The 13,584-nt window shown below is 38.7% G+C and carries 14 protein-coding genes; 9 read left to right on the top strand and 5 right to left on the bottom strand.

Annotated features, from left to right (window positions below; translation table 11 throughout):
• Positions 1-102: 102 nt before the first annotated feature.
• From ACH3O9_RS06410 to ACH3O9_RS06390, 5 genes are all read left to right on the top strand, one after another.
• A complete protein-coding gene (locus tag ACH3O9_RS06410; RefSeq protein ID WP_416445436.1) occupies positions 103-330 on the top strand; it encodes a FeoA family protein in 228 nt (75 codons plus the stop codon).
• Positions 331-332: 2 nt separating this feature from the next.
• The gene (feoB, locus tag ACH3O9_RS06405) at positions 333-2,435 is read left to right on the top strand and encodes a ferrous iron transport protein B (protein ID WP_416445434.1); all 2,103 of its coding nucleotides are present in this window, start codon (positions 333-335) and stop codon (positions 2,433-2,435) included.
• A gap of 7 nt (positions 2,436-2,442) precedes the next feature.
• Positions 2,443-2,592 (top strand): hypothetical protein, encoded by a 150-nt coding sequence (locus ACH3O9_RS06400; RefSeq protein WP_416445432.1) that lies wholly within the window; start codon positions 2,443-2,445, stop codon positions 2,590-2,592.
• 95 nt (positions 2,593-2,687) lie between these two features.
• On the top strand, positions 2,688-3,407 hold the full coding sequence (locus ACH3O9_RS06395) for a hypothetical protein (RefSeq protein ID WP_416445430.1): 720 nt from the start codon (positions 2,688-2,690) through the stop codon (positions 3,405-3,407).
• Between the two features lie 14 nt (positions 3,408-3,421).
• Positions 3,422-4,138 carry a hypothetical protein gene (locus ACH3O9_RS06390; protein ID WP_416445428.1) on the top strand — a complete coding sequence of 239 codons (717 nt, stop codon included), beginning with the start codon at positions 3,422-3,424 and terminating at the stop codon, positions 4,136-4,138.
• Positions 4,139-4,168: 30 nt separating this feature from the next.
• Here the strand turns inward: ACH3O9_RS06390 and ACH3O9_RS06385 are convergent, their stop codons facing one another.
• The 4 genes from ACH3O9_RS06385 to ACH3O9_RS06370 form a co-directional block, all read right to left on the bottom strand.
• Entirely contained in the window at positions 4,169-4,612 is a 444-nt protein-coding gene (locus ACH3O9_RS06385) for a hypothetical protein (protein WP_416445425.1), read from the bottom strand.
• A gap of 51 nt (positions 4,613-4,663) precedes the next feature.
• Positions 4,664-5,482 carry a ZIP family metal transporter gene (locus tag ACH3O9_RS06380; protein WP_416445423.1) on the bottom strand — a complete coding sequence of 273 codons (819 nt, stop codon included), beginning with the start codon at positions 5,480-5,482 and terminating at the stop codon, positions 4,664-4,666.
• 66 nt (positions 5,483-5,548) lie between these two features.
• On the bottom strand, positions 5,549-7,429 hold the full coding sequence (locus tag ACH3O9_RS06375; protein WP_416445421.1) for an Nramp family divalent metal transporter: 1,881 nt from the start codon (positions 7,427-7,429) through the stop codon (positions 5,549-5,551).
• A 26-nt stretch (positions 7,430-7,455) separates the two neighbouring features.
• Positions 7,456-8,226 carry a transporter gene (locus tag ACH3O9_RS06370; protein ID WP_416445419.1) on the bottom strand — a complete coding sequence of 257 codons (771 nt, stop codon included), beginning with the start codon at positions 8,224-8,226 and terminating at the stop codon, positions 7,456-7,458.
• A 51-nt stretch (positions 8,227-8,277) separates the two neighbouring features.
• Between ACH3O9_RS06370 and ACH3O9_RS06365 the strand changes: the two genes are divergently transcribed.
• Positions 8,278-8,964 carry a metal-dependent transcriptional regulator gene (locus ACH3O9_RS06365; RefSeq protein WP_416445417.1) on the top strand — a complete coding sequence of 229 codons (687 nt, stop codon included), beginning with the start codon at positions 8,278-8,280 and terminating at the stop codon, positions 8,962-8,964.
• Positions 8,965-9,056: 92 nt separating this feature from the next.
• The gene (locus tag ACH3O9_RS06360) at positions 9,057-10,211 is read left to right on the top strand and encodes a lycopene cyclase family protein (RefSeq protein WP_416445415.1); all 1,155 of its coding nucleotides are present in this window, start codon (positions 9,057-9,059) and stop codon (positions 10,209-10,211) included.
• Positions 10,212-10,213: 2 nt separating this feature from the next.
• Here ACH3O9_RS06360 and ACH3O9_RS06355 read toward each other — a convergent pair whose 3' ends face one another.
• The gene (locus tag ACH3O9_RS06355) at positions 10,214-10,954 is read right to left on the bottom strand and encodes a TerB family tellurite resistance protein (RefSeq protein ID WP_416445413.1); all 741 of its coding nucleotides are present in this window, start codon (positions 10,952-10,954) and stop codon (positions 10,214-10,216) included.
• Positions 10,955-11,148: 194 nt separating this feature from the next.
• Between ACH3O9_RS06355 and ACH3O9_RS06350 the strand changes: the two genes are divergently transcribed.
• On the top strand, positions 11,149-11,559 hold the full coding sequence (locus ACH3O9_RS06350; RefSeq protein WP_416445411.1) for a BrxA/BrxB family bacilliredoxin: 411 nt from the start codon (positions 11,149-11,151) through the stop codon (positions 11,557-11,559).
• A gap of 235 nt (positions 11,560-11,794) precedes the next feature.
• A complete protein-coding gene (locus ACH3O9_RS06345; RefSeq protein WP_416445409.1) occupies positions 11,795-13,582 on the top strand; it encodes a chloride channel protein in 1,788 nt (595 codons plus the stop codon).
• The last annotated feature ends 2 nt before the right edge of the window (positions 13,583-13,584 follow it).

Below are 13,584 nucleotides of genomic sequence, written 5' to 3'. Positions count from 1 at the left end.
CATTGCCGCCCGATTTTCAGTCATTTTAAGCGACTTTTCTTTCCTCGTAACTTGTTTTTCCTTTACTTTTGCTCTAGTTTAAATTAAATCTAAATAAACACATTGATAACTTCTTTAGCTCATCTAAAACGCGGAGAGAAAGCCATCATCAAAGAATTTTCGGTAGACTTAGTACCTTTAAAATTACTTGAGATGGGATGCCTGCCAGGAAACGAAGTAGAGATAGTACAGATTGCGCCTTTTAAAGACCCCATGTATTTAAATATCAACGGCAGTCATCTTGCCATTCGCAAAGAGACGGCCTACCATATTGCAATAGAAAAGCTGTAAACATGAGTAAACAGCTTAGCGTTGCCCTCATAGGAAATCCAAATACTGGTAAGACTTCGGTTTTTAATCGATTAACAGGTCTTAACCAGAAGGTGGGTAATTACCCGGGGATTACTGTTGAGAAAAAGGAAGGAATTTGTAAACTTCCTCGTGGGGTAAAAGCCCATATTCTTGATCTTCCCGGCACATATAGTTTAAATGCCAGTTCGCTTGATGAGAATGTCGTTATCGAGCTTATGCTCAACAAAAATGATAAAGATTATCCAGATGTTGCTGTTGTAGTTTCAGATGTTGAGAATCTTAAGCGTAATCTTCTCCTGTTTACCCAAATAAAAGATCTTAAAATACCTACGATTCTTGTCATAAACATGGCAGATCGTATGGAGCGCAAAGCCATCACGCTAGACATTAAAACGATGGAAGAGCGGCTAAATACAAAAATAGCGCTTGTTAGTTCGCGTAAAAATGAAGGTTTTGAAGAGCTTAAAGAATTAATTACGCAGTACAAAACGCTTTCATCAGAGCCATGTGTTAACGCATCTGTCATAGCACCAGATTATTTTGATCGTTTACGTAAGGCTTTCCCCAATCAGGATCTTTATAAACTCTGGCTGGTTATAACTCAGGATGTCAACTTTGGTAAGTTAGACAGAAATGAAGTGCACGATATTACTTCTTTTAAAACCGAAAGTAAAAGCAATCTGAAGCGCCTTCAACAGAAGGAAACCATCGTTCGATACCAGTTTATTAACGGCGTTCTTAAAGAAACACAGCGCATAGATCACGCTGCCGCGAAAGATTTGCGCAGTAGGTTAGATCGTGTATTAACCCATAAATTCTGGGGTTACATCATTTTCTTTGCGATTTTGCTGCTTATTTTTCAGGCGATCTATGATTGGTCTGCATACCCAATGGATCTTATCGATATGGGATTTGCGGCGATAGGCGAGTGGGTTGATACAACATTGCCGCCGGGCGCTTTTACAGATCTTGTAGCAGAAGGTATTATTCCAGGTTTGGGTGGTATTGTGATTTTTATACCTCAAATCGCGTTTTTATTCCTATTTATATCGATTTTAGAAGAAACCGGTTACATGAGTCGTGTGGTTTTCCTGATGGACAGGATCATGAGACGTTTTGGCCTTAGCGGTAAAAGTGTGGTGCCTCTGGTTTCTGGTACAGCCTGTGCGATACCGGCAATTATGGCAACGCGTAATATTGAGAACTGGAAAGAGCGATTGATCACCATTCTTGTGACGCCGTTTACCACATGCTCTGCACGTTTGCCGGTTTATCTTATTATTATTTCTTTAGTGATACCAGATAAGCGCGTGCTTTATTTTCTCAACTACCAGAGTCTTGCATTGATGCTGCTTTATTTGTTAGGTTTTGCAACGGCTATACTTTCTGCGTGGTTGCTCAACAATATTCTTAAGATTAAAAGCAAATCTTTCTTTGTGATCGAGATGCCTAATTATAAGCTTCCGCTGTTTAAGAACGTGCTTTATAATGTTATCGAAAAAACCAAATCCTTTGTTCTTGGCGCCGGTAAAATAATTCTTGCAATATCTATCGTTCTTTGGGTGCTTGCATCTAACGGGCCAGGTGAAGATTTCGCGAGAGCGGAAGAAACCGCCAGACAGGACTTGCAGGAAGGGAAATTTGCAGCCAACGAGCTCGATAAGCACATTGCCTCATATAAGTTAGAAAATAGCTACATAGGCTATGTGGGCAAAGGTATTGAACCTATTGTGCGCCCATTGGGTTATGACTGGAAGATTGGTATCGCCATTGTAAGTTCTTTTGCAGCTCGTGAAGTTTTTGTAGGTACGCTGGCGACAATTTACAGTGTGGGAAGTGATGAGGAAGAAACGATCAAAAACAGAATGGCAGGTGAGGTAAATCCCGTACTTGGCGGACCTCTATTTAACCTTGCCAGCGGAGTATCTTTATTGTTATTCTATGCCTTTGCGATGCAATGTATGAGTACGCTGGCTATCGTAAAAAGAGAAACTAATACATGGAAATGGCCAGTGTTACAACTGGTATTTATGAGCGGTTTTGCGTATCTTGTAGCATTAGCCGCATATCAAATTTTGAAATAGACAGATTATGGAATGGATTCAAAATGCTTTAGTGTTACTTATATTTTTAGCCGCTGCAGGCTATTTAGTAACTAAATTTATATGGAAACCAGCTTTTTTAGGTGGAAACTCTTCTAAAAAAGGAGGTTGCGGAAAGGACGACTGTGGTTGTCATTAGTAGATGAAATAGTGTAATATCAGTTTAAAAAGTTGATATAATTTATAGAAATCTATTATTTCAATTAAACTTGTATATTTGTGCAAATTTTTTAGTTGAAAAATAATTACAACCCCAAATTCGTAATTGTTCTGCTGTTTCTTAATTTCGTCCTGCAAGCTCAAGTTGGCATTGGGACGGTAAACGTAGATGACGGTAGTGCTTTGCAGATAGATAGTACAATAGGAGCTCTTGTGCCGCCGCGCATGACAGAGACCCAGATGCTGGCTATACCTTCACCACTTGATGGCTCTATAGTCTACAATTCAACTTCATCTTCCTTATTTTTATTTTCATCGGGAACCTGGAATGACCTTACTCGACCTGATTTACCTGCTGTAGTATTACGTAAAGATTATGAAGCAAATCCAGATAACAATGTTGTCAACACGGCTACAAATACTTATTATCCCTTTCCATTAAATACTCCTGAGCTAGAATCTATAGACAATTCATTTTTTCAGGTAGTTTCAGACGGGACCATAAAAATTTTACAGGACGGGAACTATATGATCTCTGCAGGATTTGCAGTAAGCAATCTGCCTTCAGGAGATAAAAAATATATTATTGGTGTTTATAAAGGCGGAAATCTAATAGGTTATTTAGTAAGGGGAAACGTGAATTTCCCAAGTGGTTCAACTAATGAATGGGGAACGAGTGGTGTGCTGGTTTACGCTTTAAAAGCCAATGATCAAATTAGATTGAGTTATGTTCTGAATAATAACAATGTCAACCTTGATGCGCGCTTTTTTAATATAGGAATTGTAAAGCTGTAATTAAATATAAACTATTGAAATTTAAGAGTTTAATTCTGTTTTTGTTTATTAGTTACTTTGGCTTTTCTCAAACTGAAAGTACAAAAGGGGTAGGTATTAATACTACAGATCTCGCGCCGGGATCTGCTCTACAGATCAATAGTACAACGCGTGCATTGGTGCAGCCCAGAATGACTACTGCACAAATGAATGCTATACCCACGCCTTTAGACGGTGCGTTAATATACAATACCACAGAAAGTAACTGGTATATTCGTACAGAAGGTATTTGGCAACCTTTTTTACGTACCGAAACACCATCAGCTATTTTGAATCGCGGCAGTATGAACGGCGGAATAATTCTGGCCAATGATGATGCGATCACGTCTTTTCCTGTTAATGAAAATTATGTGTTGAGCACCGGGTCAGGTTTTTATAAACTTTCGGCCAATCACGGAGAAGTGCAGGTTTTAAAAAGCGGAACGTATCTGATTTCAGCGGGTTTTTCAACCACAAATATGCCTACTGGTAATCGTAATTATCGGGTAGAAGTATCAATAAACGGAGTAAAGCCATTGATAATTACAGACGGAGCGGTAAATCTGCCTAGTTCTGATTATTGGGGAACAAGTGGTAACATTCTTTTACTTTTAAATGCTAATGATATTATTAATGTGGGCTATTCCCTTAAAGGCGCTAGCGCTGGAACCGCTAATGCAGCATTTTTTAATATAGGTGTTTCAAAACTTTAATTTCGCGAAAGAATTCAATTCTTTGATGATTTAATCTTCTTTTTGTTTTAAACTCAAATTTAAACAGTAATCCTTTTTCTCAATTCTACCGTTTGCAGCTTTAGGATATGGGCTTAAAGAATATGCCAGAAAGTCTTTCTCGTTAGAGCTAAAAAGCAATCGGGAATTACCTGTACCGCTAAATTTCACCTCTTTTTCTTCTATAAAATTGCCATCTTTATAAAGCTCAACTTTTATTATTGCTTCACCGGCCCAGATACAATTTGCATCACTGGGGCAACGGGAATCTGAAACCACCTCTTTAAATTTTATAGCAAAATCGCCTAGGTTTACCATTTTACCATAGTGTGCTTTTAGAACAATTTGCGGCGGAAAGACCTGATGATCTACCTGCACAGTATCTTTTTCAACTTCTTGAGAAAAACCGGCTGTAGCAAGCAAAAAACAACAAAAAACAATCAAAAATCGCATCATACAATTAAATTACTCATTAAAATTGACTTATAAAAATGGCGTTAGTTGCAATTAACCCAAACCTACGTCAAGTGTCATCATAAGTATAAAGCCACCTATAAAACCCATTGTCGAAAGGTCTGCGTGATTTCCACGCTGTGCTTCTGGGACCACTTCTTCTATTACAACAAATATCATTGCGCCCGCGGCGAAGGCTAGCGCATATGGTAAAATAGGTTTAAATGACATTACAGCATAAGCGCCTAAAACTGCAGCAACAGGTTCTACGATTGCAGAAAGTTGGCCGTAATTAAAACTTCGCCATCTGCTCAATCCCTGTCTGCGCAAAGGCATGGCAACTGCAAATCCTTCCGGGAAGTTTTGTAAGCCTATACCAATTGCCAAAGCTACTGCGCCACCAATTGTCGCACCCTCAAAACCCGCTGATACTCCGCCAAAAAGGACACCCACAGCCAGACCTTCTGGTATGTTGTGAAGTGTGATCGCAAGTGTAAGCAGTACGGCTTTGTGCCAAGGCGTTTTAATACCTTCCTGTTCTTCAAAATTAACGTGTAAATGAGGTAAAATTTTGTCTAAACCGTATAGAAATCCGGCGCCTAAAGCGAAACCTACAACTGCAGGAATCACTTTTTCAAAACCTTCTCCCGGACTCATCTCTATACCGGGCGCCAGTAAGCTCCAGAAACTGGCTGCTACCATAACACCACCTGTAAAACCTAGCATAGCATCAAAAAGAGCACGATTCATTCCTTTAAAGAAAAAGACCAGAGAAGCTCCTAAAGCTGTAACGCCCCATGTAAAAAGCGTTGCATAAAAAGCAGCGAGTACAGGGTCAAGTTGCTCAAAGTAATCTATAATATTGTTTAGCATAACGTATTTCTGTTTTACTTATTCATGTTTAAAATGCTACAAGGTTTAACCTCGTGCAGGTTGTTATTAGGCTATAAAAACCGGAATATCAACTCTGTGGCGCACACCGTCTACGGTGGTTCCAAAAAGCAAATCTTTAAAAAGCATATGGCCGTGACCGCCCAATACAAGCAAATCAAAACTGCCGTTGTTAACGATCTTAGAAATTGAACGTTTAGGAGAGCCAAAGCCCAGTTCTATAACTATATTAAATCCCTGATTTTCAAGTTCGATCTTGTAGGTGTCTAAAAATGCTCTGTCACTGGTCGTTTCAAAATCCTGGATTGTATTGCCATAAATTAAAGCACCCGGAGTTTCAACGATATGAATCAGCGTATAAATAGCCTCTTTACCGCCCATTTGTATCGCAGAAGATATTGTTTTTATGTCAGATTTAGAAAAATCAAGGGCGATGGCAATTTTCTTATAATCTTTAACCGTGGCAAGATCAAGAAAGGAAGTTGAGGTAACGTGCGGCACCATATTTCGTTCTTTTATGCTGGTTTTTTTGATCAATGGTTTAATTGTGATATAGATCAATAGTAAGCCTGCACCGGCAATGAGAGGAATCAGAAACATCCAGATATAAAAAGTATTTTCTGAACTTTCTAACCAGCTGTTTACCTCGTCAAAGACCAATTTCGCATTTAGCGCAACAATTATTATTGTGATTAGCCAGGAAGCTATTCTAAGCGGCCATTTAATGTGATACCCATTCATTTTCTTGTTGTCGCTTACAAAATGAATAAGTGGTATCATCGCAAAACCCAGTTGTAAGCTAAGAACTACCTGACTCAATACGAGCAATTCTCCCAGACCATGCTCGCCATAATAGATAACAGTGAGGAGCGCCGGTACGATTGCGATCATACGTGTAAGCAGCCTGCGTACCCACGGCTGTATGCGCAGGTTCAGGTAACCTTCCATCACGATTTGTCCTGCTAAAGTCCCGGTTAGAGTAGAACTTTGTCCTGCGGCAATTAACGCTATTGCGAAAAGGATAGGAGCCCATTTTGTGCCCAGAAGCCCTTGCAATAATTTGTGAGCATCTGTAATATCTGCAACCTGGTACATTCCGTTTTTGAAAAAGACAGAAGCTGCTAGAATTAAAATAGCAGCATTTACAAAAAAGGCGAGGTTAAGAGCGATTGCAGAATCGAGAAAATTGAGCCTTAAAGCCTGTTTTATACCTCTTTTTGTGTGATTTATTTTTCGGGTTTGTACTAAGGAAGAATGCAGATACAAATTGTGAGGCATTACGGTAGCACCTATGATTCCTATTGCAATATAAAGCGCAGTGCTGCCTGGTAAAGAAGGAATAAAACCAGTCATAACTTCGCCTAAATCGGGTTTTGCAAAGAACATTTCGCCCAGAAAGGAGAGTCCGATAATGAATATAAGACTGATTATAAAACGCTCCATACGTCTTATGCCTTTGTTTAGCAGGAATAGCAGTAAAAAGCTATCCAGAACAGTGATGCACACGCCCCAGATAATTGGCATACCAAATAAGAGTTGCAACCCGATCGCCATACCTATAACTTCGGCGAGATCGCATGCCGCAATTGCGATTTCGGCGAGAAGCCATAAAATAAAGTTCACAAAAGCCGGGTATTCTTCTCTTGATGCCTGCGCCAGATCTACACCGCGCACGATGCCCAAACGTGAACACAGACTTTGTAACAGGAGCGCCATAATATTAGACATTAACAGCACCCAAAGTAGCGAATACCCAAACTGGCTACCACCGGCAATATCTGTAGCCCAGTTACCGGGATCCATATAGCCCACACTTACCAGATAGGCGGGCCCTAAAAAAGCAAGTATCTTTTTCCAGCCGGTTTTTTTACCAGAGGTGCTTATGGAGCCGTGTACTTCTTCAAGCGATTTTTTACCTGTTTTGTTCATTTTTTGTCCAGTTTTAGACGATTTTTTTAATGCGTTATGCGGTAGCTAAAACCTGTGCTTAATAAAATTGATTGATGTGTGTTAAAGCCAGAGCCCACTGTGGCATCTAGCTGAAAGTTATTATTAATTAAATAGGTAATCCCTGCATCCCAGGAGTGATTTGCGGTATTATTTTCAGGAAAATCACCATAAATTTCGGCGTATAAGGCTAAATTATCTGTGAGGCTGTACCCATATGATAAGGTGTAGATGTAGGCGGCTGAGCCAGAATCGTCAACCCATTCTGCGCCCAGATTGTATCCTAATGCAGATTTTTCACTTAAAGTGTGGGCAAAAGCAAACCTGAGATCAATTCCTGTCGTTTCTGGTTTAAAATCTGAGTTTGCTGTAAATGGAAGATATAAATGACTTAAAATTGCCATTTTAGGGAGCAATCCATTTTCTTCTGCAATACCAATTTTGGCTCCTAAAAGTAGAGGTGAAAAACCTTCAGCTTTTTTGGCATTGCTACTTTTTACCTGCTCATAATTTAATCCTGCACGTATTTCGAGGTTTTCAAGTAAGCCATAACGTAGCAATGTGGTATTTAAAGTGTATATTTTTTCGTCAAGAACGTCATAATCATAAGCTTCATACCCGGCGCCACTTTCTATCTGTAACGCACCTTTTTTTATAAGACTAGAAGATTCTGTAGCGTCAGGACGATCTGTAATAAGATTATCATCTGTTTGAGGTTCCTGAGCAAGAATACTGGCAGAACCCAGCAGACCTAGAACTAAAATCAGGTTTTGTTTCATAAAGCCAATCAATCTTATTATTTTTGACAAACAAAACTAATTAAGTTAGACATGACTAACAAATTAAATTCAGTTAATTTAACAAAGAGCGAAGAAGACTATTTAAAAGCGCTCTTTGCCCTCATTCACATTGAAGAAAATGAGCGCGTGGGTAATAATCAATTAGCTGAATATCTTGAGCTTTCACCGGCATCTGTGAACAATATGGTTAAAAAACTCAAGAAAAAAGAGTTGATCATAAGTGAGCGCTACGGCAAACTGCAGTTAACTAATAGCGGGAGAGATATTGCCATTGTGCTGGTGCGAAAACATAGATTGTGGGAGACTTTTCTTAATAAGTACCTCAATTTTTCATGGGATGAAGTGCATGCTGTGGCAGAACAACTAGAGCATGTCAAGTCTGAAAAGTTAATTAGAGAGCTTGACCGTTTTATGAATTTTCCTAAAAAAGATCCTCATGGGGAGATTATACCAGATGCAGACGGCAGTTACCGCAAAGAAGAGAAGATCATGCTTTCTTCACTTAATACCGGTAGTGTTTGTCAACTGGTTTCTGTGAATGACGGCTCTGTGGGTTTTTTAAAATACGTCTCGCAAATAGGTCTCGCACTAAGCAGCGAGATAAAAATTCTCGAGCATAGAGAATTTGACGACTCTATTAAGATACAATTTAACGAGCATACAGAAACGATCTCAAAGAAATTTGCAGATAATGTTTTTGTAAGGCTTGTAGATTAATCCTAGCTTTAATCCCTTATGGCTGAGGTTTGAGTCCGCTTAAAGCGAAATACTGTGAACCTACATTGCTTTTCTTCAATCTATTGCCTTTTATGACTACACCTGCCCATTACGATTACATTATTTTAGGAACCGGACTTTCGGGCTTAATGCTGGCCTATCGCTTGTCACAGGACACATACTTTAAAGACAAAAAGATTTTACTTCTTGATAAAGCACAGAAAACCAAAAATGATCGAACATGGTGTTTCTGGAAAGAAGGCAAGAGTGAATGGGGATCTATAGTCTCAAAAAAATGGCATACAATTGCAGTAAAAGGAAAAGACTATGAAGACACTATAAATTTAGAAAACTACAGTTATAATAAAATTGAAGCAAAAGATTTCTATAGTTATTGCTTAAGTGAGCTTGAAAAGGTTTCTAATATCACGATCAGGGAAGAAAAAGTTATTGACTTTAGCGAAAGAGAGGATGCTGTCACCGTTAAAACGGAAACGGCAGATTATAGGGCTCAAAAAGTATTTACCAGCATTCTTCCTGTAGAAAGACTTGAAGAACAAAAGCATTCTCAGGTCTTACAACAGCATTTTATAGGGTGGGATATTGAGGCAGAAAATCCCGTTTTTGACCCTGATTTGGCCACTTTTATGGATTTTACGGTGGCGCAAAAAGGCAACACCCGATTTATGTATGTGCTTCCTGTTTCTAATACCAGAGCACTTGTAGAATACACGCTTTTTTCAGAAAAATTATTACCTGATGCAGAATATGAAATGGCAATAAAAGAGTTTATTACTGAATTAGGAGTTACAAACTACACGATAAAAGCTACCGAAAAGGGATCGATACCCATGACTTCATATCCGTTTGAACGGCACAATACTAAAAATATCATGCACATAGGCACCGCGGGTGGTTTTACTCGTGGCAGCACCGGTTTTACCTTTAATTATACCGATAAAATCACCATAAGATTAGTCGATTTTCTGAAGAAAGATAAAGATTTCAGGTTGTTTAAAATGAAGAATAGATTTAGATGGTACGATCGTTTGTTTCTTGATGTACTTTACCGAAAGAATGAAATGGGATCTCAAATTTTTACTACGATGTTCAAAAAGAACAAGATTCAAAATATTTTTAGATTTCTGGATGGAGAAAGTACACCTGCAGAAGAAGTAAAATTAATATGCACATTACCTAAAAAACAGTTTCTAATCGCCTTGTTTAAAGAGGGAAGCAAGGGCTAGAACTACATGCCACGCTCTTTCTGAATGATCTCGTAAGCTTCCCGTACTTTCCTAAATTTTTCCTGAGCCCCGTTGCGATAGGCTTCATCCATATGTTGTAGTTTGTCTGGATGGTATTTTTTTGCCATTTCGCGATAAGCTTTTTTAACTTCTGCATCTGTAGCAGATTTCTCAAGTTCGAGAATGGTATAGGCGCTTTCGGCATTTTTAAAGAACATCGCTTTAATGCTTTCAAACTCGCTGCGACCCAATCTAAGGTAACCAGCAATTTCAGAAATTTGATTAACCTCTGGAGCAGAAACGTAGCCATCTGCCTGTGCGATACTGAATAAGAAATGTATTATTTGTAAACGCACTTCTGGTCGTGTGCGCTGTACCAGATAACTGCAAATACGCTGTGCATTTACTTCTCTGTTTTTTATAACATCATTAAATGTGCGAAAGGTAGCATTAGCTCGCTCTTTACCATATGATTGTACAAAGTATTGACGCACAAAATCAAGCTCTCGCTGGCTCACATTGCCATCTGCTTTTATTACAATAGAGCAAAGGGAGAGAAGATTGAGCTCAAAATCACCCGGAGTTACCGTTTGACTTTGTTGATTAAAAATCGTCCTTGAGCTCTGGCCACTGCTTTTGTTGCCCATTAAATTATCGATAAGCGACCCTATAAGGTAACCGGCAAAAGCACCATATAACCTACCAAAAGCAAAACCCAATACGGCGCCCAGCCATTTAATCATATTACTAATTCTTGAATAACGGTTGCAAAAATAAACGTCTTTATATGAAGTATGAAGCTAAATGGCAGTAAATGTTACAGCTGCATGCTCAATAAATATAAACCTGAGCTTTCTTGCAGCATCCTTGTAGGGAACTCTATTCTATCCCGACTATAATTATGTATCTTTGTAATCTTTAATAAAAAATTAAAATTATGTATCCAGCAGAACTAGTTAAACCTATGCGTGAGGATCTTACATCTGTAGGCTTCACAGAATTACATACAGCAGATGATGTGCATGCCGCCATGGAAAAAGAAGGAACTACACTTGTTGTTGTGAATTCTGTTTGTGGATGTGCTGCTGCTAATGCGCGCCCTGGTGCACGTATGGCTCTTCAAAATGCTAAAACCCCAGATAATCTTTTTACAGTATTTGCAGGTGTAGATCGTGAAGCAACAGATCTTGCCCGTAGTTTTATGATTCCTTTTCCTCCATCTTCTCCTTCTATGGCGTTATTTAAAGGTGGTGAATTGGTTCATATGTTAGAGCGTCATCACATTGAAGGTCGTCCTGCAGAATTAATTGCAGATAACCTGAGAGATGCGTTTAATGAATATTGTTAATACTTCTCATTAAATTCATTTAATTATGAGTTTAAGGAAGTTTATCTATAAATAAGTCAAAAAATAATCCCGCTATTTAGCGGGATTATTTTATTTGCGATTATCTGCCATATATATAGGTTAAACCTAAACTGAATTATAAATTTGCAAGCGTTTTCAAAAAACGTATTCGTTTTGTAAACCAATGCTTATGTCTTGTAAATAAGACATTAAATAGAAATAATTCAATCACGTTATGCCTGGTAAGAAACCTTTCTTGCACCGCTTTCACATCTGGAGGTACAAACATATCTCTAATGCCAATTTTATATTTGTTCTTAGTATTATAATAGGGCTTACCTCTGGTTTAGGAGCAGTCCTCATTAAGAACATAACCTTTATTATTCAGGATTTTCTTGAAGGCAGGGTGGTAGATAACTATCATTATTGGTTTTATTTTCTTTTCCCCACCGTTGGTCTCGTTCTCACGGTATTGATCACAAAATATATTGTGCGTCACCCAATAAGTCATGGTGTGCCGGCTACCCTCAAGGCGATTTCAAAAAAGAAAGGTATAATGGGCACCTACCAGATTTTTGCTTCTTTGATCACGGCTCCTATCACTGTTGGTTTTGGTGGTTCTGTAGGTCTTGAGAGCCCTACTGTAGTTACGGGGGCGGCAATGGGATCGTATATCTCACGCATCTTTCATATGAATCAGGCTACACGAACCTTGCTTATAGGTTGTGCAGCTGCGGGAGCGATGTCCTGTATCTTTAAAGCGCCTATTGCTGCCATTATTTTCGCAATTGAGGTTTTTAGCTTAGATCTTACTTTAGTTTCACTTTTACCACTTTTACTTGCATCTATTTCGGCAATATTAACATCATACTTTTTCTTTGGTTCAGATACGTTATTGCCATTTACTCTTAAGGAATCTTTTACGATTGGCGATTTCCCGTATTATATTGTGTTAGGTCTTATAGCGGGTATGGTTTCTGTTTATTTCAGCAAGGTTTATTTTGGGATCACAGAGTATTTCCAAAAATGGAATTTGATCTCTCGAGTTCTATTTGCCGGTGCAGCTTTGGGCGTACTTGTCTTTCTTATTCCACCGCTGTATGGTGAAGGTTTTGATATGATAAACGACCTTATGCTTGGTAACGATATTGAAGCATTGGGCGAAACTTATTTTAGCGCTTACCTTGAAAATATTTGGGTAATTATCGCTCTTCTGGCAGGACTAGTACTATTTAAAGTGGTCGCCACCTCAATCACTTTTGCCGGTGGAGGTATAGGTGGTATTTTTGCATCAGTACTTTTTATGGGTAGTGCAATGGGAAATTGTACAGCTAAAGCAATAAATAATATTGGTATTCCTGGAGTTCATGTTTCTGAAAGTAATTTTACTCTGGTAGGCATGACAGGACTTCTTGCCGGTGTGCTACATGCACCTCTTACCGCAATTTTCCTTATTGCAGAAATCACCGGCGGCTATGGCTTGTTTATACCATTAATGATTACCGCGGCAATTGCTTATGGTATTAATAGATACTTTTTAACGCATTCTGTATATGCTATGGAGTTGGGCGTGCGTGGCGAACTTATAACTCATGATAAAGATCAGGCTGTTCTTACATTAATGAATGTTAACGGCATTGTTGAGACTAACTTTATTTCTGTACATCCTGAAATGACACTAGGTGACATGGTTAAATCTGTAGTTGCAAAGTCAAGCAGAAACCTTTTTCCGGTAATAAATGACGATGAAGAGCTGGTAGGCGTTATTACTCTTGATGATATTAGGGAGATTATGTTTGACTCCAGCTTGTATGACACGACTCTGGTTGAAAACCTGATGCACTCGGCTCCTGAGTATATATACTTAGAAAAGGATACGGCTAAAATAGTGATGCAGAAGTTTCAGGAAAGCGGCGCCTGGAATTTACCTGTCATTAAAAACGGGAAATATCACGGTTTCATTTCAAAATCTAAATTGCTAACTGCTTATAGAAGAAAGCTTTTGAGCTTTTCGCGAAAGTAATA

The organism is Leeuwenhoekiella sp. A16 (genome assembly GCF_047946675.1).
In the GTDB taxonomy this organism is placed as follows: domain Bacteria; phylum Bacteroidota; class Bacteroidia; order Flavobacteriales; family Flavobacteriaceae; genus Leeuwenhoekiella.
Note: the sequence above shows the minus strand (reverse complement) of the source record. Positions and strands in the feature narration are given on the sequence as shown.